The following is a 25788-nucleotide window of genomic DNA, read 5'->3' as shown; positions in this document are numbered from 1 at the left end:
TCACAAGAGAAGGCGTCTATGTATCACCTACGAGTACCCGTTACAGAACAAGAACTGAAAGACTATTACCAGTTTCGCTGGGAGATGCTGCGCAAGCCATTACACCAGCCGGTGGGTTCGGAAAAGGATGCCTACGACGCCATGGCGCACCATCAGATGGTGGTGGATGAGAACGGCCGGATAGTGGCGATTGGCCGTCTGTATATCAATGCCGATAACGAAGCCGCTATCCGCTTTATGGCGGTCGATCCAGCTGTGCAGGACAAAGGCCTGGGAACTCTGGTGGCAATGACCCTTGAGTCGGTAGCGCGCCAGGAAGGAGTGAAGCGGGTGGTGTGTAGCGCCCGTGAGGACGCGGTGGACTTCTTTGCCAAGCTGGGCTTTATCAACCAGGGCGAAATCACTGCGCCGCAAACTACGCCGATCCGCCATTACCTGATGATCAAACCCGTGGCCACGCTGGACGATATTCTGCATCGCCCCGACTGGTGCGGGCAGTTGCAACAAGCCTGGTATGAACATATCCCGCTCAGTGAAAAAATGGGCGTGCGCATCAGCCAATATACCGGCCAACGCTTTGTTACCACGATGCCGGAAGTGGGTAATCAGAATCCACACCATACGCTGTTTGCCGGTAGCCTGTTCTCCCTGGCAACGCTGACCGCCTGGGGGCTGATCTGGCTGCTGCTGCGTGAGCGTCACCTGGGCGGCACGATTATTCTGGCAGACGCCCACATCCGCTACAGCAAACCGATCACCGGCAGGCCGAGAGCCGTTGCCGATCTGAGCTCATTGAGTGGCGATCTGGCCCGTTTGGCGCGTGGCCGCCGGGCGCGCGTGCAGGCAGAGGTACATTTATTCGGTGACGATGACGAAGGTGCAGTATTTGAGGGCACCTATATGGTGCTGCCAGCCGAACCGGAAGAGCCGTTGGACAAGGGCGGTTCAGAGCCGATAGCGAGCTGAGCATCAAGCTCAGAATAGATTCTGTGACCAAACCTATCCTGGTGGGCGCGCATGCTGCGCCCACTTAACGGTAGGGCTTAATCGATGACTTAATCTGTCGTATAAATTGGGCTCGGCTGCCGATTATTTTTTTAATCAGAAAATTCCGCCTTTATTTAGCATAATTGACTGTTTAATTTGCATACATCAAATAAAGTGCAGGCATTAAAACAATTTCAGAATATTTACCCCGCCTCACTCTGAGATTTATGCCAATTCAGATGCCTCGAAGTCCCGCAGAGTCACGATCTCTTGCTTGTCTGATGCCGAATTATGTCGTTAGAATGCCGCAAAATCATTAAGGCGGTTTATCTGAATGGACTCAGTAGCTCAGCGGTTGGCAGTATCCTTATTGTTTCTTTCTCTCAGTTCGGCTGTTGGCGCCAATATGCTCAGCCCTGCGGATCGAGATACTATCCAACAGCAACAACGTGAATTGTTGCAGCAAAACCAACAGCAACGTCAGGAATTGCAACGCAGCCTGACGCCGGTGCTGCCACAAACGCCAGCAGCCACAGCCCCCGGCGGGCCGTGCTTCACCATTACGACCATTCGCCTTGAAGGTGCCAGCCATCTGCCCGCCCGTGCGCGGCAAGCCTTGACGCAACCCTATCTGCAACGCTGCCTGAATCTGGCCCAGATCAACACCCTGGTGCAGCAGGTTTCCGATTGGTATATCGAACGGGGCTATATCACCAGCCGCGCTTTTCTGACCGAGCAAGACCTGTCCCATGGGGAGTTGAAGCTGCTGGTGCTGGAAGGGCAGTTGGAAAAGATCTTGCTGGACCAACGGGATGACCGAATGTTGAAGATGGCGTTCCCTGGCCTGGTGGGCAACATCCTGAACCTGCGCGATATCGAACAGGGCATGGAGCAGATCAACCGCCTGCGCCAGCAACCGGTGCAGATTGAAATCCTGCCCGGCAGCCAACCGGGCTATTCGGTGGTCAATTTGACTGCCAAGCCCGAGTTCCCGGTGATGCTGGGGCTGGGTTTTGACAACAGCGGGCAGAAAAGTACCGGCACCGGACAGATCAACGGCTCATTGACCGGCAATAACCTGCTGGGGCTGGCGGATCAGTGGTTTGTGACCGGCGCGCGCAGCAGCGATTTCGCCAACGATCACGACGCCCGCAGCGTCCAGGCTGGTGTCAGCCTGCCTTATGGCTACTGGCTGATGGATTACAACTACTCCTACAGCGACTACCTCTCGACGATCGACAATCAGGGCTTTGACTGGCGATCCACCGGCGACAGCCAGACCCATCGCTTCAACGTTTCGCGCGTATTGTTCCGTAACAGTGACATGAAAACCGGCCTGGCGCTGGGCCTGACCCACCGTATCAACCGCAACTATCTGAATGACACCCGGCTGGACAGCAGCAGCCGTAAACTGACCAGCGTATCTCTGGGCGTGAGCCATAGCCAAAAACTGTGGGGCGGTTTTGCCACGCTCAACCCCTCCTACAGCCGTGGCGTACCTTGGTTAGGCGCGGAAGATGACAGCGGTAAAGCCAGCGAGGCTCCCAAGGCGGAGTTTAATAAATACACACTCTCCGGCAGCTATTACTTGCCGTTGGCGCAGAACTGGAACTACCTCACCAGCCTGTACGGCCAGTGGACGCCCGATCGCCTTTACGGCAGCGAGCGCCTGACCCTCGGCGGCGAAAGTTCGGTGCGTGGCTTCAAGGAACAGTATCTCTCCGGCGACAAAGGTGGCTACTGGCGTAACGAGGTCAACTGGTCGCCGTTCAGCCTGCCGTATCTGGGGGATATTTCCGTATTGGCTGCCGTAGATGGCGGTTATCTGCGCCACGACTCCGTGGACGCCTACGCTTCTGGCACGTTGTGGGGCGGCGCGGTGGGGCTGGGCAGCCGTAACCGCTATTTCAGCAGCCAATTTACCGTGGGCTGGCCGCTGGCGCACCCGAGTTGGTTAGAGCCGGATCGGGTGTCGATTTACTACCGTATTAACATCGTTCTTTAATTGACAGGGAAAGGTTTCAAGGATGACGCAAAAAGACGATCGGCCCATTCATGCCAGCCAGCGTTGGTTGAGCTATACCCTGTGCAGCCTGTTAGCTTGGCAGCCGTTGCTGCCCGCCTTGGCGAACGGTGTTAACGTCGCCGAAGGGAATACCCGGCTCGATCAGGCTGGTAATGGCGTGCCGGTGGTCAATATTGCTACGCCTAATCAGGCGGGCATTTCCCATAATAAATACAATGAATTCAACGTGGGCAAAGAGGGGCTGATCCTCAACAACGCCACCGGGCAGCTCAATCAGACCCAGCTTGGCGGCCTGATCCAGAACAACCCCAACCTGAAAGCCGGGCAGGAAGCCCAAGGCATCATTAACGAGGTTGTCGCCCCGAACCGCTCCCAACTGCAAGGTTATTTGGAGGTAGCGGGCAAGCAGGCCAACGTGATGGTTGCCAACCCTTACGGTATCACCTGCGACGGCTGCGGCTTCATCAACACCCCGAATGCGACGCTGACGACCGGTAAACCGGTGTTAGGGCCAGACGGCAAACTGCAAGCGCTGGAAGTCACGCAAGGGGCCATCAGCATTCAGGGCAAAGGGCTAGATGCCAGCCAGAGCGGGAAATTTGCCCTGATTGCCCGTGCCACTGAGATCAACGCACAGCTGTATGCCCAGGATGCCACCATTACGTTGGGTGCCAACCGTGTGGATGCGCAGGGTAATGCGACCCCGATCGCGGGCCAGGGCGAAACGCCAAAAGTGGCGGTCGATACCGGTGCGCTGGGGGGCATGTATGCCAACCGTATCCATCTGGTTTCCAGCGACAAAGGCGTCGGCGTCAACCTCGGTAACCTCAATGCCCGTGCCGGGGATATCACCCTGGATGCCAACGGTAAATTGACGCTCAATAATTCGCTGGCGCAAGGCGGTGCATTAACGGCGACAGGGCAAAGTATCAGCATGTCGGGCGACCACAAGGCCAGCCAGTCCATCACGTTAAACAGCCAGGGGGACCTCACTCAACAGGGAGGAACACTGGTTAGCGACCAGAATATCGCTCTCACCAGCGGCGGTACGTTGCAGATGAGCAGCGGCAAGCTGACCGCTGGCAACGATGTCACCCTGCGGGCTCGTGACGCGCGGGTGGACAGTTCCAGCCAGATTGATGCAGCCCGCCATGTCGACATGACATTGTTCAATAGCGGCATGACGCAGGGGCAAGTGACTGCCGGGCAAAACCTGACCCTCAGCGGTGCCAGCTTGGTCAACAGCGGCACGCTGGCGGCCAATGGGGCGATACAAAGCACCCTTTCCAACTTGGCGAATAGTGGAACAGTTCAGAGCCAGGGCAACCTGTCGTTGAGCGGTCAGTCTCTCACCAACAGTGGCAAGATACTGAGTGGAGGGGCGCTGGTCCTTACCAGCCAGACGTTGGATCAAGACGGCACCTTGAGTGCCAAAGGCAAAGCCGATCTTACCGTCAGCGATACGTTGCGAAATGGCCGCTACGGCGAGTTGCTGAGTGACGACAGCCTGACGCTGTGGGCTGGAACGCTGCAGCAGAACGGCCTGCTCTCTGGCGCGACGGGGTTAACCCTCAACAGCGATACGCTGAGCACGGCGGCAGATTCCCTCACCACCAGCCAAGGCAAGATCACGGTTAACGCGGGTAACGCCACGTTAGGCGGGGAATGGAATGCGGGTGGCGATCTGGCCTGGCATGGCACGACGTTGAACACGCAGCAGGGTGCCCAGATACAAAGCGGGGGCAATCTCACCCTCCAGGCCCAACAAGCCACGCTGGCGGGAACCCAAACGGCGAAAGGGGCATTAACGGTAGAGGCTGGCTCACTGCTGCACAGTGGTAAAAGCCATGCCGCAACCCTGGCCCTGAAGGCGGACACCCTGACCAACCAGGGTACGCTGGTCGCTCCTGTCTTGAAGATCAACAGCCAGACGCTGACCAACAGCGGCTTGCTACAAGGCAGCCAGACCCTGGATCTTATCGCCCGCCTGATGGACAACCAGAAGGGCGGCACCGTGTATACGGCCAATGCCCTGTCGCTGGCCATCCCGACGCTGAAAAACGCCGGACTGATCACCACCGATCGGGATTTGGTGCTCAGTGGCGATCAACTGCTCAACAGCGGCGAAATCAATGCCGTGAACCTGACGGCCAAAACCCAGCGGATCGATAACCAGCAGAGCGGTTTACTGCTGGCGAAAGATAAGCTGTCACTGAACGGTATGGCGTTGTCCAATGCCGGGCAACTGGCTGCCGATCAACTGACCCTGAACACCAACAGCATCGCCAATAGCGGCACGTTGCAGGGTGACAGCGCCCTGGCTATCAAGGCTACGGAAGTCACCAACCGTGGGCGTGTACTCACCGGCGGTTCGCTAAACCTGATTGCAGACACCTTGACCAATGCCGGGACGATACAGGCGGTCCTGATGGTCTTGTCACTGGCCAAACAGTTCAGCAACCAGCAAAACGGCACCGTCAACGCGAGCGGCTCCCTGGGGCTGACCACCCCTCAATTCAGTAATGATGGCCTGCTGGCCGCAACGACGCTGACCTTGGATACCACGGCCCTGTTCAATACGGGGACTCTGCAAGGCAGCCGTCAGCTCAATATCGGCACTTCCACGTTAGACAACCAGCTCGATGGTGTTTTACTCAGTGGCGGAGCACTGACAATACGGGCAGATTCGCTGACCAATAGCGGATTGCTTCAGGGCCAGACACTGGATCTGTCCACCCAAGAGTGGCTTAACAACGGCAATGCGCTGAGTGAACAAACGGCGAGCCTGACAGTCGCCAATACGTTGACCAACCAAGGGAAGATCCTCGGCCAGCAAGGGATGACTGTCTCTGCGGGCTCAGTGGACAACGCGGGATGGCTGGCGGCCACCGTGCTCTCCGTCGTGGGCGACGTTATCAACAAGGGGCTGGTGCAGGGTAGCCAGTCCCTGCAACTTTCCGGCACTCATCTCAATAACGCAGCCACCGGCCAGATGTTATCTAGCGGGGCGTTACGCCTTGAAGGCCAGCAGTTGCTCAATCAGGGCGCTCTGCAGGGGCAACAACTGGCGGTGAAAGCCCAGACCTGGCAGAACAGTGGCAGTGCCCAGGCGCAAGATCGCCTGACGGCAGACCTGACCGGTGACATGCTCAACAGTGGCCTGTTACTGAGCCAGGATCGGTTTGACCTCACGGCGGCCCATATTCTGAACCAGGGTACCCTGGCGGCAGACAAGGTGGTATTGACCGCGCCACAGCTAACCAACAGTGGTTTGCTACAGGGCAACAGCCATCTGCAACTGGCTATCCCCACTATCAGTAACCTTGCCAGCGGGAAGCTGGTCAGCGGCGGTGCGCTGGAGCTGGCACTCGATCAACTGGACAACGCTGGCCTATTGCAGGTGAACGATGATTTGTCTCTCACCGGCCAGCAATTCACCAACCAGGGCAGCATCCTGGCGAACAACCTGAACCTGAATGTGCAGGGTGCCTTGGTAAACCAACAAGGCGGCCAACTGGTGGCCCGTGAAAATGCCACCTTCCGCAGCCAATCGGTGAACAATGCCGGGGTGTTGGCGGGTAATACGCTGGCGGTAGACAGTGGCACCGTGACTCACAGCGGGATCATGCAGGGCAATGCCGGGCTGACTCTGAACAGTACCGAGCTGAACGTGCTGGCCGGTGCACAACTGCTGAGCGGGGGTGAGCTGGCAGTCAACGGTGGCGCAGTCACCAACGCTGGATCCTGGCAGGGGAATAGCCTGACCTTTGGCGTCGATAGCCTGGATAACAGAGGATCGATAAACGCGGTTGCGGGCCTGACTGGCACCGTGGCTAACACGCTCCAAAACAGTGGGCAGATGGGAAGCCTGGGAACTCTGAACCTGAGCGGTGACTATCTAACCAACAGCGGCAAGCTGGTGGCCAACCGGTTGACGCTGGATGCCGCCACGCTGAATAACACGGGATTATGGCAAGGTAGCGAGTGGCTGAATGCCCACGGTGATGCTCTGACGCTGGGTGCGTCAAGTCGTACGTTGGCTGGGGGCGCGTTGTCGCTGAATGCCGGGCAACTGACCTCAGATGGGCTGGTTCAGGGTGGACAAACCCACGTCACTGCCACTAGCTGGTTGAACCGTGGCAGCCTGCTGGGGAGCGATTCTCTGGCCGTCAACGTCACCGATGAACTGGTGAATGAAGGGTCACTGCTTAGCAAAGGTAACAGCGAAATACAGGCGCAGACGCTGACCAATGACGGTGCCGTCCTGAGCGACGGAAGTCTGTCTTTGGCGGGCGCTACGTTGAACAACCAAGGTGCCGTACAGGGTAACATCCTCAACCTGACGCAGAACTTGGTGAATAACGCCGGTACGCTGATCGGCCTGCAGTCGCTGACGTTAGGCATTCAGGCATTCTCCGTCCCGTTGTTGACGCTGGTGAACCGCAGCCAGGGCTCACTTCTGACGCAGGGAACGCTTTCTGTTAATGGCAGTACGGTGACCAATGACGGCCGCTGGCAGGGACAACAGATCCTGCTGAATGCTCAGACGTTGAATAACGGTGGCGCAATCCAGAGTGCGGATGCGCTGCAAATGGCTCTGTCTGGGGCACTGAATTCGACGGCTGGCAGCAAAATTACCGCCAATGGTGCAGCTGTATTACAGGCACAGTCGTTGACCAACGCTGGGCAGTGGCTGGCAAAAAATCTCATCCTGCGCGCTGACACCCTGAATAATCAGGGCGAAATCAGCGGCGTTGACGGCCTGACGGTCGCGCTGACCGGAGATTTCACCCAGCAGCAAGATAAAACCCTGCTGACGGCGGGTGACCTGAAACTGGATGCGGCCTCGGTCACTAACCTTGGGCGTATCCAGGGGAACGGCGTGTGGGTTAACAGCGGTACGCTAACCAACAGCGGTCGTGTGCAAGGTGAAACAGGTCTAACGCTGAACCTTACCGGTGGGTTGACCAATAACGCTACGGGTACCCTTCTCAGCCAGAACGCACTCACCATTACCTCGCCGTACTGGATCATCAGCGGCCTGATGCAAAGCGGTGCTGACACCCGGTTTGAGGGGACGATATCAGGGCGTAATGACGGTAGCCTGCTTGCTGGCTCCGATCTGTCACTCTATGGCTCGCAATTTACCAACACCGGTTGGTTGCAGGCAGGCTCCCTGTTACTGAATGCGGATGCGTTGGACAACAGCGGTACCTTGCTGGCAGAACTGCAGGGAACGTTGACCGCAGGTAGCCTGAACAATCAGGGCACGATCCAGGGAAGCAACCTGGCGTTGAATACCCAGCAACTGACTAACGGTGGCACGCTGCTTGGTACCTCCGGGCTTGGCATCAATGCCAGTCAGGTGGCGCTTCAAGAGACAGGGAAAATGTTCAGCGGGGGCGATTTACTGCTGAGCAGTGGCGATTTTGACCAACGTGGCCAGGTCGTGGCGTTGGGCAACCTGACGCTGCAACTGGTGAACGCCTTTACCAACCAGAACGTGATTGCCGCAGGCCAGAGCCTGAATATTAACAGCCAGGGGGCGTTGACCAACCAGGGCACTCTGCAGGGGCAGAGCGTCAACCTCACGGCGTACGGCATCTTGACCAACAACGGGCAAATCACCGGCGGAAGTGGGGCCAGCACCCTCAATGGCAGCTCCATTGCCATGAACGCGGCCGGAACCCTGCAATCAGGGGGCGACGTGACCCTGAACAGCCAGAGCGATATCACCGTGGACGGGTTTACCGGCACGCTGGGCTCAATGACGCTGAATGCGGCTGGCAGCCTGATTAACACCGCCTTGCTGTATGCCGGTAACAACCTGTACCTGTTGGCCAATAGCATCAAAAACCTGCGCGGTGACATCCTGGCGGGCAACAGCCTGTGGATGCAGCGTGATATGGCGGGCAATGCTAACGCCGAGGTGGTGAACAGCTCTGGCACCATTGAGACACAAAATGGTGATATCACCATTAACACCGCCCATTTGCTGAATCAGCGTGATGGGCTGAGTGTGGTTAGCTCTGAAAGTAGCGCACCGCAGTATTCCTGGGTGACAGATTTTGAGGCCAAAATCCCGTTAACCTTCTTCAACAAAGGCGACTACGGCTATGTCATCAAGTCTTGGGAATCCGGCGGCGGCAGCCCTGGCCACGGAGCGTCTCCGACAAGGTATTACAGTTCAACGCCAACGCCTTATCTTAATCAACGGATTAAGGAGTTTGCCTCTGGCGTTTCGATGGTCACCGTCACGGCAAACGGTGGCGCAGCCCGTATCGCGGCCGGGCGCGATCTCAGCCTTTATGCCGGCCAACTGGACAATCAGGCCAGCAATATTTTGGCCAACAACAATGCCTATCTTTCAGGGAGTAACCTGAATAACCAATCCTGGTTCTCGGGCAGTGAAACCCGCTATCAAACGTATCAGTATGGTTATGGCCTGAGCACAGTTCCGGTACCAGAAACCAGCGTTTCTAAAGGGGAGATTACATCCAACTACATCGTCTACACGGCGACGGGCGAGGTACGCTATGAACGTGGAGAAGGTGAAATCTACCGCGCCGTTATTCAGGCTGGCGGTAACGTCTCGGCAAACTTTGCTAATGACATCAGTAATACCAACACCTTGGCTAACGCGGGTGGAGTAAGCAACACCCTTGCTACGCCTACTCTCAGTACCCTGAGCCAACAGACTATCGACGGTGCCCTAGAGAAACAGGCGTTGTCAGCCGGTGATAAGACGGCGGTCAATTCGCCTGAATGGCAAGACAGCCTGCAAAATGCCTTGCAACAGATTAACGGGGGCAGCGGCCTGGATAACGTTACGCCTGAGCTCACCGGGTTAGGAAAATACAGCGAAGGTGACCAGGGTAACGCCAATCTGGGTGATGGAGCCAAGTTACAAAACACCACCACCGATGGGAAGGACCTGATCGGCACGGATGGTAAGGCCTTAAACCAGTATCAAGGCAAAACGGTTGATACCAGTGCATATCCTCTGCCTACGGGCGAGAACGGCTATTTTGTCGCATCCACCGATCCGGACAGCCCGTATCTGATCACCACCAACCCGAAACTTAACGGGCTGGGGCAACTCGATCCGAGCCTGTTTGGCGATCTCTACGCGCTGTTGGGGATCACCCCAGGCCAGAGCCCGCGTGAAACCAACGAACAGTTCACGGTAGAAGACAAATTTATCGGCTCTTCCTATTTCCTGGACCGCCTGAACCTCCACCCGGATTACGACTACCGTTTCCTGGGGGATGCGGCCTTTGATACCCGTTACGTCAGCAATGCCATGCTGAATCAGACGGGCAGCCGTTATCTGAACGGGATAGGTTCAGACCTGGAGCAGATGCAAACCCTGATGGACAACGCCGCCAGGGCACAACAGTCTCTGGGGCTGAAGTTTGGGGTTTCGTTGACGGCGCAGCAGATCGCCTCTTTGGATCACAGCATCTTGTGGTGGGAAGCGACCAGCATCAATGGCCAGACGGTGATGGTGCCGAAGCTCTACCTGTCACCAAAAGATGTGACTATCAATAACGGCAGCGTGATTGCCGGGAAAAACGTCTCGCTCACCGCCGGTAATATCACCAACAGCGGCAGCACGCTGACCGCACAGAACGCGCTGACGCTCGATAGCCAGAACAGCATCAGCAATCTCAATGCTGGCCTGCTCAATGCGGGTGGCAACCTGCAACTGAGCGCGATTGGCGATATCAACAATATCGGCTCAATCATCAGCGGCAAAACGGTACAGTTGGAAAGCCTTGATGGCAGCATCATCAACCAGACGCTGACGAATCAGTGGAATACCCAGGGTTCTCTGGGGGGCTGGATGCCACAAAGCCTGTCGCTGTCACGCACGGAAATCGGCGATATCGGCACCATCCAGGCCTTGGACAGCTTGAGCCTGAGCGCTGGCAACAACATCGATATCCTGGGAGCCAAATTGACTTCCGGTGGTGCGATGGACTTGCTGGCGGGAGGCGATATCAACGTCCTGGCCAACACCACCTACAGCGCCGATAAATATCAGAGCTGGCGGAACGTAAGAGAGAGCGAAACTCACAGCAGCCAGGGCAGCGAAATTAGCGCTGGTGGGCCGCTGACGGTCGATGCAGGCCGTGATGTCAACGTGAAGGCCAGCCAGGTTGGCAGCCAGACTGATACCACCGTGATGGCTGGGCGCGATATCAACCTGCAAACGCAGGAAGCGAGCACCCGGCAGAAAGATAACGGCACCGAACAGCGCAGTAACGATGCCACGCGCACCACCCTCACCAGCGGCGGCGATTTAACGCTGGATGCAGGCCGGGATGTGAACTCGCAGGCCGCAGCGATGGTGGCAGACAACAACGTCAACCTGAACGCCGGGCGTGACGTGAACCTCAACACCCAGCAAACCAGCGAATACCGCGAGAGCAAGGAAGGTAAACGCCAGCAGGTGGATGAGTCCATTCGCCAGCAAGGAACGGAGATTGCCAGTGGGGGCAATACCACCATTCGCGCCGATCGAGATGCCACCTTGAATGCGGCACAGGTGCAGGCTAGTGGTGATGTGGCGGTAAGCGCCGGACGCGATCTGACGCTCAACAGCGCCACCGAAAGCGACTACTCCTTCTTCGAAGAAACCAAGACCAAGAAAGGGTTCCTGTCGAAGACCACCACCCATACGGTGCGGGAAGATTACGCCACGCAGGAAAAAGGCACGCTGCTGAGCGGCGACAACGTGTCGCTGTCTGCGGGTAACGATCTGACGGTGAAGGGGTCTTCGGTTGTGGGTGACGGTAAAGTTAACCTGCAAGCAGGTAACAACGTCGAAATCGTGGCGGCGACGGAAGAGCAGTCCAGCTACCGGTTGGATGAGAAGAAAAAGAGCGGACTGATGGGCACCGGTGGTATCGGGGTGACGATTGGTAGCTCAAGCTCTCGCCATCAGGTGAACGAAGACGGTACCACGCAGAGCCAGAGTGTGAGCACTATCGGCTCGACCGGTGGCGATGTGAATATCGTTGCGGGCGGCAAGGCACACATTGGCGGTGCGGATCTGATTGCGAACAAGAACCTGTCGGTGACGGGGGACAGTGTGCAGATCGATCCGGGGCAGGATATTTACCGCCGGGATGAAATCTTCGAGCAGAAGCAAAGTGGTCTTACTGTGGCGTTGTCCGGCCCGGTCGGCAGTGCGGTCAACACTGCCGTCACCACGGCGCAGCAGGCACAAAAAGAGACCGATGGTCGCCTGGCCGCCTTGCAGGGAACTAAAGCGGCCTTGTCGGGTGCTCAGGCTGTGCAAGCGGGGCAGTTGGTGCAGGCACAAGGGGGCGATGCGAAGAGTATGGTGGGCATCAGTGCTTCACTCGGCTCACAAAAATCATCCTCACAGCAGCATCAGGAACAGAAAACCGTCAGCGGTTCGACGCTGAATGCGGGCAACAACCTGACGGTCAGTGCGACCGGCAAGGGGCATTCCGCCGACAGCGGCGATATCCTGATCGCAGGCAGCCAGTTAAAAGCAGGTGGCGATACCACGCTGGATGCGGCCCGTGATTTACACTTGCTTGGTGCGGCCAACACGCAAAAAACCGACGGCAGCAACAGCAGCAGCGGTGGCAGTATTGGCGTCAGCCTGGGTGTGAGTGGGCCGAGCAGTGGCTTGAGCGTGTTTGCCAATGGTAACAAGAGCCAGGGCAACGAGCACGGCGACGGCACGTTCTGGAGCGAAACCACCGTCGACAGTGGCGGTACACTCTCGATGCACAGTGGCCGGGATACCACATTGGCCGGTGCGCAGGCGAGCGGCGAAACGGTAAAAGTGGATGCAGGGCGTAACCTGACGCTGCAAAGCCAACAGGACAGCGATAACTACGACGCGAAGCAGACCAGTATCAGCGGTGGCGTCAGTGTTGCAGTTATCGGCAGTGGCGGTTCTGCTAATCTGAGCATGAGCCGTGACAAACTGCACAGTAATTACGACAGCGTGCAGGAGCAGACGGGCCTGTTTGCAGGCAAGGGCGGTTTCGATGTTAAGGTGGGTGAGCATACCCAGCTTGATGGCGCGGTGATTGCCAGTACGGCAGATGCTGATAAAAATCGACTGGATACCGGCACGCTGGGCTTTAGCGATATCCACAATCAGGCAGACTTCAAGGCCGAGCATCAAGGCGGGAGCCTGAGCAGCGGTGGCCCGGTAGGTTCAGACCTGTTGACCAATTTGGGCGGTATCGCGCTGTCTGGTCTGGGTAATAAAGGGCATGCAGAAGGCACCACCCAGGCGGCGGTGTCGGGCGGTAGCGTGGTGATTCGTGACCAGGCCAACCAGCAGCTGGATATCGCCGACCTGAGCCGGGATACGGACAATGCCAACGGCAGCATCGGGCCGATCTTCGATAAGGAGAAGGAGCAGAACCGACTTAAAGAAGCGCAGCTGATTGGTGAGATTGGTGGGCAGGTAGCGGATATTGCGCGTACGCAGGGGCAGATTGCTGCGACCAAGGCGGCGAACGAGAAGATGAAGGATGTTAAGCCTGAAGAGCTCGCCGCCGCAGAAGCCCAATGGAAGAAAGCCAACCCTGGCAAGGAACCGACTTCTGAAGATATCAGCAAGCAGGTTTACCAGACTGCTTATGATAAAGCGTTCAATGAATCGGGATTTGGTACGGGCGGTCAGGTACAACGTGCGATACAGGCGGCCACGGCAGCGGTTCAAGGTTTAGCTGGCGGAGATATGGCGGCCGCACTGGCTAACGGTGCCGCACCGTATATCACTAAACTGATCGCAGATTCGTTGCCGAATGATCCAACAGCCCGCACTCTGGCTCATGCCGCAGTTAATGCGGCTCTAGCGGCAGCACAGGAGAACAACGCGTTGGTTGGCGCGGGTGGTGCTGTGACCGGGGAACTGCTCGGCATGATCGCGGTGAATGCCTATGGCAAGCCAGTTAGTGAACTGAGTGAGTCGGAAAAACAGACCGTCTCAGCGTTGGCTACGTTGGCAGCAGGGCTGGCTGGTGGTCTGATAGGTGACAGCACGGCTGATGTTGTAGCTGGGGCTCAGACCGGTAAGACAGTAGTGGAGAATAACTATCTGAGCAATCAACAGCGCTCAGATCGAGACAAAGAGTTTGATGCCTGTAAAGGTAGTTTGTCCTGTCAATTGCAAGTAGGGGCTAAATGGGATGCCATTAGTCTGGGGCAAGATACTGCCTACAGTGCAGGCATGTTGGTGGGGGTTCCTCAAGGGCTTTACGACTCAGTCGAGAGTTTATCAAAATCCATCAGTGATCCTGCTGCGACCTATGATGCAATTAAGCAACTGATAGCGAGCGATGACATTTTTAGCACGATGTCGGATGCAGTTAAGCAAAGCTACATTGATCGCATCAACCTAATGGAGTCTGAGTATCAGAAAGCTGGCGCAAGTGGTGCGTATAACTCAGGTGTTGAAGCCGGTAAACTAGTGTCTGATCTGATTGGTGCTGTTGCGGGTGGAGTCGGTGTTGCGAAAGTGGGTACTGCGCTGACTGAGAAGATAGTGGCTAAGGCTGCGAGCCAAAGCTTAAAGGATGCGGCGCTTATTAGGAATGCAGATGGAATCCATGAAGTAAAAATTAGTTCGACCCCTCTGGAAGGTCACGATCGCTTAAATACACCTGACCTTGGTGGAAATGGTAAATTAAAACCGGCCGAAGCTGCTGCGGCTGCACAACTAGAGTCAGCAATTGGCACAATGGAACGTTATGCACCACCGCCTGGAGCAAAATCGGGAACATCGCCTGACTTTGTGATTACATCAGGGCCAAATAAAGGTAAAACTGTCGATGCGATGTACACGACTGATAAATTATCGCAAAAAGAAATCGATGGGTTAAATAAGTTTTATGAGAAGAATATGAACTCTGGTAGCGGTAAGGATGTTATTCAGGATCATTTAAAAAAGGCTGACTTTGTCCCTGTTGATTTTAGGGTTTTAACCCCTGTCAACCAAAAAATATTTATGAATTACATAAAGACATTACCAAAATCACAGCAAGAAAAAATTATTATTGTGAGGCAATGATATGGGTGCAAGTTTATTTATTGGTTGGAATGATAAAGGGCAAAGAGAAGCTGATTTTCAACGGACGGGTGGATTTGTTAATGGCAGCTATTGGGATGCATTTGGTGATCTGTTGGATGCTGTCTTTTTGCCAGAACACTCTAAATTGCATAAAGTGATCAAGTCTGAAGAAGGTGAATACCTAAAGTTTTATTCATTTGTAGAGTTAGATAATGAGGATTTTAACAAAGCAGTGAAGTTAATCAGGGATTATCTTGTGAAGCAACAAAACCCAACAGAATGGCAAAAGATGGCAGAAGTGGTGTGGGAAGAAATTGCAGAACCTTATATTATCCAGGATGAACGTTATCAGCCTGATTAATGAGTTAATAAAACCCCAGCCCTCAAAATCTGGGATTCTAGCCCTGTCACTCAACCGCAAGTACGGTAGTGTGGAGAGCACGCAGCTGTCGAGTCGGGTGTTGCAGGCGGTACATGCCTCAACCCATCCGGCGGACTCGTCGGGAGCCGAGCAAGTGCGGTACTCCCGCCGCCGCAACTGGATCACAATAGATGCAGTGGTGATTACCCGTCCTTCGCTGGATTCGGGTATAAATTCTATCAGAGGTAAGTGAGGGTGGTATGTCTATAGGATTAACATGTTTTACTAAGCTTACTTTTGCTGAGTTACAGCATAAGTTGAACGAATTTGCAAAGCGATATCCGGATGTGTTTCCCGCTCACTATTATTTATCTACTGCGGCTATACCACATCCAATCCAAAAAGAGGTATCTAATGAGTTCGGATTAGATCCGGTATCTTACTGTTATATATCAGTAAATAACAAGTCCCTTGAGATATCAACAGATGAAATGGCTGATATGGTTAGGGAAGCTCTAGGGGCGGACAATGTCATCGTGCTTTTAAATGGTGAAGATCTAATCTAAATCTCGTGATAAATCCCGGGCAGTTGGCCGGGATCTTTATTGTGTACGGGACACGACCGGTAAATTGAGGGAATATGTCAATAAATATAATATGTTACACCAAATTTTTAGTTTCTGAGCTACATCTTCAGTTGGATCGCTTCCTGTGATGGATCTCTGCTAACTGATCGGGACTCTTACTACTAAGGCCTAAATAGTTGTAATTCCCACCGTTGCAACCGGAGCAGGGGCTCCCACTTCGGTCGGGGTAGTGTATTAATTATATATTATCAAGGAGTTGATATGCTTTATAAGAAAACCAGAGTAAGTGTTATATTTTTTTCATTGATGGCTACCATGTCATTAGCCAGTTGTAGTCTGTTTCCTGACCCGCCTATGTACGTTCCACCGCCAAATGATGGTTCGGTTGCAAAAGTTCGACTTCTAGGAAACCCGCTGACCTATTCGATTAGTCAGAAAAAATCAAATGGTGAGTCTAGTGGTGGATATGTACAAAAGCATAGGCGTTTCCTAAATATTATTCCTGATAGTACGAAGTCAATAGGTATGCCTAAGTTACCACAAGGTGATTACAGTGACACTTATACTGAGGTTACGGTAACTCCAGGAATCAAAACAACAATTTCTCATAGAATTAGTAATCCAGATGGAGGGGGATGTAGTGTAAGTTTGGATTTTACTCCTAATGAAAAAGGGTTGTATGAGTTTAAATATAACTACTCAGACAAATCTGGATATTGTGTTTTATATGGGAATGAAATCAAGTACGACAGCATCAATGAAACTTATATTGAAGAGAAAATAAAATGAAAATGAGTAAGTGTCCAGTTATTTTTATGTTTTTTTTATTAGTGGGTTGTGCTTCTAATGTTGATAGAACAAAGGTTACAGCGCTTGACCAATATACAGAAAAAACAATCAAAGAATCTTTGATTGTTGGCTCAACAACAAAAAAAGATGTCATTAAACTCCTTGGTAGACCAAATTCTCCAGAAGATTATAACGGGCTTAATGTATGGTTTTATAATTCTAAAAAGACTGATAGAAGAGTAATTTTTTTAATTCCTGTTATCAATGATAGAAACCAAGTTTTGGAGCTAACATTTAATGATGCAAAGATCCTCAAGGATATGAAATATCAGGAACTAAAACAGTAAATAGCGTCTCACGGCATTATTCAGAGAAGAAAACAGGGTTCGGCACTGCCGAACCCTGTTTAGGTCACGGCACCTGCTGCTCCAGAGTCTGCCCATCCTTGCTGGTAGCCTGCAACTGGCCCTTCAAAGATGCCTTAAACGGCCCATCGCTATTGAGTAATCCCTTTAGCTGCAACTGCAAATTACCATCTCCCTCCAGCGGCACATGCTGCCAACCCCATTGCTGCAAGGTATTCACAGGCACCGAACGCCCGTTAAGGGACAGGGTGAACGGTTTACCGGGCAGTTGGCTGACGTTGGCCTTGGCATCCAACAGGCCATCGGGCATAAAGGCGCTCAGCTCGGTAACGTTGATCTGCTGTGCATCTGCATCCAACGCCAGCGATGGGCGACGCACGTCGATCTTGTTAAAGGTGGCACCACCGGCGTTGAGTTTCAGCGAGCCGGACCAAATCCCCCACTGATGGTCACTGGCCAACAGCAGATTGCTGCCGTTTCCATCCAGCGAGGTGAGCTGGAAGGGGAAATCCGGGTTGATATCGATGATCAGGTTACGGTTGGTGCTCATCTTGGCGACGTACACCTCCGCCAGCCAGCTTGGCAGCGGCTGTAACCAGAGTTCACGCCAGTTGCTGGGTAAGGTGTACTCCAGCGCAGAGACGGCCACCTCGTCGAGTTGCAGGCGCTTGTTGGCGCGCAGCCAGTTGCCGGTGGTCCGCAGCAATCCACCTTCCCAGCGGGTGCTGAACTGGCCAATGGCAATACCGGCTGGTGAGAGCTGCATATCCATAATCGGATCGATGAGATGGAAGTTGCCATTGATCAGGTCGTCGGCGGTGAAGTTGATCGCGCCATCCTGACTGCTCCAATCCCCCTGCTGGAAGGTGATATTTTGCATCGACAAATCGAGGTCGTTCGCCGCCCAGGCGTTACCTTCCAGGCGGGCGTTAATCAGATCAAAGCGTTTCAACGTTATGGGTGGCAATGCCGTGAAGCGGCTCCAGAACTGTTCTAGCGTCATGGGTACTTGTAGGCGGACGTTGCTCAGCCGCAGCCGTTCAACCAACCAACTGCCATCGGCAGCTCGGCTGGCTACCCCGGTGAGATCGCCCTGTGCCAGATCGGCACCAAAGTCGCTCAATATCAGCTGGTTTTGTTTGATTTCGCCCTGGATCAACACCTGCGAGGCCGGAATACCGTTGACCACCATCGAACCGGCGCTGAACTGGAACTGATTGTTATCCCCGAGCAAATGGCCTGTCGTTGGCTGCCACGGGGTGATCCCGGCATTGACCTTCTGTGCGTTAAGCTGCCAGCTCTCATCGTTAGATTGCAGTGCCATATTGCTCAGTTGCAGCACATCGGCCTGTATTGGCAGCGGTGCGCCCTGCAAAGGCTGAACGTTTAGGGTGCCGTCGCGCAGCGTGATGCTATCGAAATAGCGTGGCTCGGTAATTTGCCGCAGGCTGAAAGCCATATCGACCTGCTTGGCCGCCAAGAGTTGCGGTTGGTTGGCACGGGCGAGGGTTACGCCCTCCAGGCTTAGCTGTCCTGGCTTGCTCCACGAATGCGTTATTTTTTCTACCGACAGCTGGTAATCACCACGATCGCTGATCCAGTGACTCAACCAGCCTGCGGCCCAGCGGGTTTGCCCCACGACGTAGAGCAGCACAATGGCCAGCACTATCAGCAGCAGCAACGTGATCAATAGTTTTCCGATAAATTTCATCGTGTGGATCCGTAGCGGACAGAAAAGATACCCTGTTTATGCCGCAATTAGCCTTCCAGCTCAAGGGCAATGGCCTGAAAGACAATAAAAAAACGGCCAGTAGCGGTTTGCCAATGGCCGTTGGTTTGCTGCGGGGAGCGCTTATTTTTCTTCTGGTGGGAACAGCAGGTTCAGCACAATGGCGGTGATCCCACCGGCAGCGATGCCGGAAGAAAGCAGGGTTTTCAGCCAGTCCGGTGCAAACTGCAAGATCAGCGGCTGTTGGGAAACCCCCATACCGACGGCCAGCGACAGCGCCATAATCATGATGGCGCGGCGGTTTAGCTTCTCTCGGGAAACGATACGCACGCCGGAGGCCGCAATGGTACCGAACATCACGATGGTCGCGCCGCCCAGCACCGGTTCAGGAATATGCTGCACAAAACCGGCAACGGCCGGGAACAGCCCCAGCAGGATCAGCATCAGTGCTACCACAAAACCGACGTAGCGGCTGGCAACGCCGGTCAGCTGGATCACCCCGTTGTTCTGGCCAAAGCAGGAGTTCGGGAAGGTGTTGAATACCGCAGACAGCATTGAGTTCAGGCCGTTGGCCAGCACCCCGCCTTTCAGGCGCTTCATATATAGCGGGCCACTGACCGGCTGTTCAGAAACGTCGGAGGTGGCGGTGATATCGCCGATGGTTTCTAGCGAAGTGACCATAAAGATCAGCATCAGCGGCAATAACAGGTTCCAGTCAAAACCCAGGCCGTAATACAGCGGGGTAGGAACGGTGATCAAGGTCGTTTGGGTAGCCGGTTCGGTTTCCGGCAGCATACCCATCGCCCAAGCCAGCAGATAACCTATGGCCATGGCGATCACCAACGAAGCGACGCGCAGGTAAGGGTTACGTTGGCGGTTAAGTAGAATAATCACCACCAGCACCGCGCCTGCCAGCAGCAGATTCTTGGGCGCGCCGAAGGTGTGATCGCCCATCGCCGCATAGCCACCACCGATAGAGGTCAGCCCGACCTGGATCAGCGACAGGCCGATAATCATCACCACAATGCCGGAGACCAGCGGGGTAATGATGCGGCGTGCCAGGTGCAGCACGCGTGACAGTAGGATTTCGGTACAAGAAGCCACCATCAATGTGCCGAACAGTGCGGCCATCATGGTGGGCACGTCTGCACCGCCGTTTTTCAGCGCCAGCCCGCCCATAATCAGCGGTGAGACAAAGTTGAAGCTGGTGCCCTGAATGGACAGCAGGCCAGACCCCACCGGGCCCCAGGTTTTGATTTGCAGTATCGAGGCCAAACCGGAAGCGAACAGCGACATGCTGATGATGTGTTGCGTATCCTGCGCTGGCAGGCCAAGCGCCTGGCAGATCAACAGGGCCGGGGTGATCACGGCAACAAACATCGCCAGCAAGTGCTGACTGGCGGCAAACAGCGTTTGCGGCAGTGGAGGGCGGTCTTCCAGGCGGTAAATCAGTTCACTATTGTGTGAAACGGGGGCTGATGCTTTTTGCGCGGCATCAAGCTCGGCGGTTTGGCTGGACATGGTGTGGCTTTCCCAAAGGCGGCAAAGAAGGCATTTTAATGATCTGTCTCACAAAAGCAAACGGTTGCGCATTAATATTTTTTACGATGCTGAACCCATTAATGTCGCATTTTCGTTCATTTTTTCTTGTGTTATTAGCCGTTTTTACTTTTAATCCCCCCTTCATCAAGTTAAAAAACTGAGTAAATTTTATAACTTATTAATTTATTGGATTTAATCACTACACGGAGTAGCTAGATGTTTCATCTCGATACTTACGGCACGTTAGTTGCCGCTACGCTGGTCCTGCTGCTTGGGGGCAAATGCGTACGCTCCATTCCTCTGCTGAGAAAATATACTATTCCTGCTCCTGTTGCCGGTGGTTTACTGGTGGCGCTCCTGCTCTTGGTTTTGAAGAAAACGGTGAACTGGGAAGTCGGCTTTGATATGTCGCTGAAAGACCCATTAATGCTGGCCTTCTTTGCCACTATCGGCCTGAATGCCAACCTGGCGCGCCTGCGGGCGGGGGGCAAGGCACTGGTCGTGTTCCTGTTCGTGGTGCTGGGTCTGCTGTTGGTACAGAATGCCATCGGTATCGGCATGGCGAAAATGCTGGGCCTGGATCCATTAATGGGGTTGATTGCGGGCTCGATTACGCTTTCTGGTGGGCATGGCACCGGGGCGGCCTGGAGCAAGGTGTTCATCGAGCGCTATGGGTTTGAGAATGCCACCGAAGTGGCCATGGCCTGCGCCACCTTTGGTCTGGTGCTGGGTGGCCTGATTGGTGGCCCGGTAGCCCGCTATCTGGTGAAACACTCCTCAACGCCGGAAGGCACACCGGATGACAGCGTGCAGCCGAGCGGCTTTGAGAAGCCGGAAAGTGGCCGCCTGATCACCTCGCTGGTGATGATCGAAACCATCGCCATGATCGCCATCTGCCTGAGCCTCGGTAACTTTATTGCCGGGTTATTGAATGGCACGGCCTTCGAACTGCCGACCTTTGTCTGCGTGCTGTTTGTTGGTGTGATCCTCAGCAACACCCTGTCGGCAACGGGCTTCTACCAGGTGTTTGAGCGTGCGGTCTCCGTACTGGGTAACGTGAGCCTGTCGCTGTTCCTGGCGATGGCGTTGATGAGCCTGCGCCTGTGGGAGTTGGCTTCACTAGCCTTGCCAATGCTGGCGATCCTGGCGGTGCAGACGCTGGTCATGGCACTGTACGCCATCTTCGTGACCTACCGCGTGATGGGTAAAAACTACGATGCTGCCGTGCTGGCTGCGGGGCACTGTGGTTTTGGCATGGGGGCGACGCCAACGGCCATTGCCAACATGCAGGCGATCACCGATCGTTTCGGCCCTTCGCATCTGGCATTTTTGGTGGTGCCGATGGTGGGCGCGTTCTTTATCGATATCGCTAATGCCATCGTGATTAAGCTGTATCTGATGCTGCCGGTGTTCCCGGCGATCGGCTGAATCATCAAGTAGTGGCAGCCCCTCTTCAGGGGCTGTCTTTTATGCGTGCCTCGAACAGCTTTAGAAATTGAGCCTGTGTTCTGCCTACGATGTATACCTTCAATAGCGTTAACCCCATTGCTTATTTAGCCATTTCTCCGTTTGAAAATCCCTTCATTATTTTTGAATGACTCAAGCAAATTTACTTGGTAATTTTTTTGTATCGTCTGCTCTACTATATAAATTCAAAAGGAAGTTATCGTATATATAGAGTTAAATAATAAGGAAGATGGAAGGTACCTTTATGAAAAATGAACGTCATGTATTAAAAGCAAGCATTGCCTCTCTGTTTATATTAAGCCTTGCCGTGAGTGCAGCAGCAAATAAACCTGATGATTTCTCTTCAATGTCCGATTCCCATGCTGAACAACGCATCAATAAGAGTTTGGAGGAGTTTAAAGCAGAAAGGAAAACTGTCGAAAAAAATCTGCAAAACTTTGATGATCTAGACTTTAATGTCTACAGCCATCAAAAGTGGGATGAAATGCACAGAAGTCATGCAGAGGATATCATTGTTCATTATCCAGATGGCTCGGTGACCCACAATCTAAAAGAACACTTAGAGAAATCCAAGAAGATTTTCGCTTTTGCCCCTGACACCGAGAACCCTATACACCATATACGTATCGGCCAGGATAAGTACACGGCGGTCACCGGCGTATGGCGAGGAACGTTCACCAAACCAATGATACTGTCAGACGGTACGGTTATCCAACCCACAGGTAAACGTTTTGAGATAGAGATGGCAACCATAGGCCGTTGGAATGACAAAGGCACCATGGATGAAGAGTGGCTGTTCTATGACGATTACACCTTTATGAAGCAATTAGGGTTGTTGAAATAATATGTCGAGTCACCTTTAATTATTAATATTACAAAAGCTGGTGCTCCTGATGGGGCACTCTTTTGTATGTTAGTTAAGATTACAAGGGGTACAATTTCTGTATTGATCCAATAATAATATTATTGTTCGTTTTTTGAATATAATGGCTAGACATAACAATAAAGACAAGTTTGGCGTAGGGTAATTCTCCATTTTTCCAAGCGGGCTCCGGTATAGGCCCCCTCTTTCATTAGGGGGAAGATGCTTAAGCGTTTGAGTAGCGAGCCGTTTCTGGTAACCAGCGCTCAATTAAGGCATGTGCATGCTGCGGATACTGCTGGTGAATATGGCGTGCTACGCGCTGGACTTCGGGGATCATGGCCTGATCGCGTAACAAATCGGCCACTTTAAACTCTGCACTGCCGGTTTGGCGCGTTCCCAATAGCTCACCCGGCCCACGGATCTCCAAATCTTGCTGGGCAATCACAAAGCCATCGTTACTGTCGCGCAGCACCTGCAGGCGTTTTTGGGCGGTTTTGCTGAGCGGGGTTTTATACAGCAGCACGCAGTGAGAGGCTACCGCACCACGGCCAACCCGGCCACGCAGCTGATGCAACTGGGCCAAGCCAAGCCGCTCCGGGTTTTCAATGATCATCAGGCTGGCGTTTGGTACATCAACGCCCACTTCAATCACCGTGGTGGCTACCAGCAATTGCAGTTCGCCCTGTTTGAAGGCCTGCATTACCGCCTGTTTCTCCGCTGACTTCATGCGGCCATGCACCAGCGCCACCTTCAGTTCCGGCAGTGCAATCTTCAATTCTTCCCAGGTTGCTTCTGCGGCTTGGGCTTCCAGTAAATCAGACTCTTCGATCAGCGTGCAGACCCAATACGCCTGACGGCCTTCTTCGATACAGGCGCTTTTCACCCGCTGGATAATATCGGCCCGGCGCGTATCGGGGATCGCCACCGTTGTCACCGGCGTACGGCCCGGCGGCAATTCATCGATCACCGAGGTGTCCAGATCGGCGTAGGCGGTCATCGCCAGCGTGCGCGGGATTGGCGTGGCGGTCATGATCAACTGATGAGCATGGAACCCTTGTTCTTCGCCTTTCTCCCACAGCGCCAGCCGCTGATGCACACCAAAGCGGTGTTGTTCATCGATAATCACCAGGGCCAGGCCATTAAACTGCACCTGCTCCTGGAAAATGGCGTGCGTCCCGACCACCATCGACACCTGGCCGCTGGCAATAGCTTCCTGCTGGGCGAGGCGTGCCTTGCCTTTTTGCTTGCCGGCCAACCAACCCACCTCAATCCCCAAGGGTTCAAACCACTGGCGGAAGTTATTGGCATGTTGTTCGGCGAGCAATTCGGTGGGAGCCATCAGCGCCACTTGTTTGCCGTGAGCAATGACGCGTAGTGCGGCCAGGGCAGCAACCAGGGTTTTACCTGAGCCGACGTCGCCCTGCACCAGGCGCATCATCGGGAAACCTTTTTGCAGATCGGCTTCAATATCTGCCACAACCCGCGTCTGAGCACCGGTAGGTGAGAAGGGGAGCTGGGCCAGGAAACTGTTTTTCAGCCGATCGTCAGGCGTTAGCGATAATGCCCGATAGCTTTGTGCTCCGGCGCGGACGGCCAACATGCTGAGGTTATGCGCCAGCAGCTCTTCAAGGATTAGGCGTTTCTGTGCTGGGTGCTTACCCTGTTCCAAATCAGCCAGTTGGATATCCGGCGGCGGACGGTGCAGCATGTGCAGCGCCTGCGGCAGGCTCATCAAGCCACCGCTTAATTCCGGCGGCAGCAGCTCGGCAATCGCACAGGTATCCAGCAACTCCAGCGCCTGATCGGTCAACTTGCGCAGCGTGGCTTGGCGGATCCCTTCGGTGGTGGGATACACCGGCGTCAGGGCTTCTTGCAGCTCGACCTCGCTGTTTTCCCCTTGGACACGGTATTCCGGGTGGATAATTTCTGCGCCGTGGGTGCCGCGTTTGACTTCGCCATAGGCCGTTACGTGGCGGCCAGTAGCCAGGCTGTTCTTCATCGCCGCGTTGAAGTTGAAGAAGCGCATAGTCAGGATGCCGGTGCCGTCGCTGATCTGGCAGGTGAGCATGCGGCGGCGGCCAAAACTGATATCGCTGCGCAGCACTTCCCCTTCCACCGTGGCAAAAATGCCCGGCAGCAGATCGTTGATTGGGTAGAGGCGGGTGCGGTCTTCGTAACGTAACGGGAGGTGCAGCAGCAGATCCTGGATGGTATTCAGGCCAATTTTGGCCAGTTTCCCCGCTTGGCTGGCTCCAACCCCGGAAAGAGTAGTGAGTGGGACGGCATCCAGCAGGCGGCCTTTCATCGGCGTACCGTCGTTGCCTGCATGGCTGCCCACCATTCGGCGTCGGCAACCACTTGGCCTTGATCGTCAATCTGCGGGCGCGGCAGCTTTTTGCGCTTGGCCACGTTGGCTAACACCGGATAGCCGCCTTCAAACAGCAGGCGTTGCTGTTCCTGCTCATCTAACGCGCTGAGATCGCGGCGATACATACCGGCGTTTTGCCGCTGGCGTTGGGCCTCATACAGGATCAGAGCCGCAGCGACAGAGACGTTCAGCGACTGCACCATACCGATCATCGGAATGATAATGTCCTGATCGGCCAGGGCTAGTGCCTCTTCGGTGATGCCGGTTTTTTCCTGCCCCAGCAGTATGCAGGTGGGGCGGGTATAGTCTATTTCGCGAAAATCGACGGCGCGGGCAGAAAGGTGAGTTGCCAGGATCTGCATCCCTTGGCCTTTCAGATGCGTGACCGCATCGGCGATGGTGGGGTGGGTTTTGACGCTCACCCAGCTATTGCTGCCCGCAGCGGAGGAGACCAGGGTACGCATCCGAGGAGTAGGCCACACGGCATGCACCTGATGTACGCCGACGGCATCGGCGGTACGGATAATCGCGGAGACGTTATGCGGTTTGTGAACCTGTTCCAGGCAGACCGTTAGATCGGGCTGCCGGGTGGCCAGCATTTCACAAATCCGCGCATAGCGTTCGGGGCTCAT

General features: G+C 54.5%; 13 protein-coding genes. 9 read left to right on the top strand and 4 right to left on the bottom strand.

All coding sequences use genetic code 11. The features are described 5' to 3' along the window. Positions 1-18: 18 nt before the first annotated feature. The 7 genes from fabY (at position 19) to bamE (ending at position 17167) form a co-directional block, all read left to right on the top strand. The gene (gene fabY / locus KGP17_RS26915) at positions 19-966 is read left to right on the top strand and encodes a fatty acid biosynthesis protein FabY (RefSeq protein ID WP_059199305.1); all 948 of its coding nucleotides are present in this window, start codon (positions 19-21) and stop codon (positions 964-966) included. A 355-nt stretch (positions 967-1321) separates the two neighbouring features. Further along, entirely contained in the window at positions 1322-2992 is a 1671-nt protein-coding gene (locus KGP17_RS26910; RefSeq protein ID WP_059199306.1) for a ShlB/FhaC/HecB family hemolysin secretion/activation protein, read from the top strand. Positions 2993-3014: 22 nt separating this feature from the next. Then, the gene (locus tag KGP17_RS26905) at positions 3015-15083 is read left to right on the top strand and encodes a hemagglutinin repeat-containing protein (RefSeq protein WP_223498634.1); all 12069 of its coding nucleotides are present in this window, start codon (positions 3015-3017) and stop codon (positions 15081-15083) included. A gap of 1 nt (position 15084) precedes the next feature. Next, positions 15085-15444, top strand: coding sequence for a hypothetical protein (locus tag KGP17_RS26900; protein WP_223498633.1), 360 nt, complete (start codon positions 15085-15087; stop codon positions 15442-15444). A 260-nt stretch (positions 15445-15704) separates the two neighbouring features. Next, complete coding sequence (locus KGP17_RS26895) at positions 15705-16010, top strand: hypothetical protein (protein WP_223498632.1); 306 nt, start codon at positions 15705-15707, stop codon at positions 16008-16010. A 282-nt stretch (positions 16011-16292) separates the two neighbouring features. Further along, on the top strand, positions 16293-16820 hold the full coding sequence (locus KGP17_RS26890) for a hypothetical protein (RefSeq protein ID WP_223498631.1): 528 nt from the start codon (positions 16293-16295) through the stop codon (positions 16818-16820). Beyond that, complete coding sequence (gene bamE, locus KGP17_RS26885; RefSeq protein WP_209523655.1) at positions 16817-17167, top strand: outer membrane protein assembly factor BamE; 351 nt, start codon at positions 16817-16819, stop codon at positions 17165-17167. The genes KGP17_RS26890 and bamE overlap by 4 nt, the downstream gene beginning before the upstream one ends. Before the next feature lie 64 nt (positions 17168-17231). Here bamE and KGP17_RS26880 read toward each other — a convergent pair whose 3' ends face one another. Next, positions 17232-18896, bottom strand: a complete 1665-nt coding sequence (locus KGP17_RS26880) for an AsmA family protein (protein ID WP_223498630.1) — start codon at positions 18894-18896, stop codon at positions 17232-17234. Positions 18897-19037: 141 nt separating this feature from the next. Further along, the gene (locus tag KGP17_RS26875) at positions 19038-20435 is read right to left on the bottom strand and encodes an NCS2 family protein (RefSeq protein ID WP_024527836.1); all 1398 of its coding nucleotides are present in this window, start codon (positions 20433-20435) and stop codon (positions 19038-19040) included. Between the two features lie 237 nt (positions 20436-20672). Here KGP17_RS26875 and gltS point away from each other — a divergent pair, with 237 nt between their 5' ends. Both gltS and KGP17_RS26865 read left to right on the top strand, forming a co-directional pair. Further along, positions 20673-21884 (top strand): sodium/glutamate symporter, encoded by a 1212-nt coding sequence (gltS, locus tag KGP17_RS26870; RefSeq protein ID WP_094981549.1) that lies wholly within the window; start codon positions 20673-20675, stop codon positions 21882-21884. A gap of 283 nt (positions 21885-22167) precedes the next feature. After that, positions 22168-22767, top strand: a complete 600-nt coding sequence (locus KGP17_RS26865; RefSeq protein WP_223498629.1) for an ester cyclase — start codon at positions 22168-22170, stop codon at positions 22765-22767. A 244-nt stretch (positions 22768-23011) separates the two neighbouring features. On the opposite strand, the gene recG is transcribed toward KGP17_RS26865, so the two are convergent. Together recG and trmH are read right to left on the bottom strand one after the other, a co-directional pair. Further along, positions 23012-25093, bottom strand: coding sequence for an ATP-dependent DNA helicase RecG (gene recG, locus KGP17_RS26860; protein ID WP_059199318.1), 2082 nt, complete (start codon positions 25091-25093; stop codon positions 23012-23014). Next, on the bottom strand, positions 25090-25788 hold the full coding sequence (trmH, locus tag KGP17_RS26855; protein ID WP_024482947.1) for a tRNA (guanosine(18)-2'-O)-methyltransferase TrmH: 699 nt from the start codon (positions 25786-25788) through the stop codon (positions 25090-25092). The genes recG and trmH overlap by 4 nt, the downstream gene beginning before the upstream one ends.

Origin of the sequence: Serratia sp. JSRIV001 (assembly GCF_019968745.1) — a bacterium.
Lineage (GTDB): Bacteria > Pseudomonadota > Gammaproteobacteria > Enterobacterales > Enterobacteriaceae > Chania > Chania fonticola_B.
Note: the sequence above shows the minus strand (reverse complement) of the source record. Positions and strands in the feature narration are given on the sequence as shown.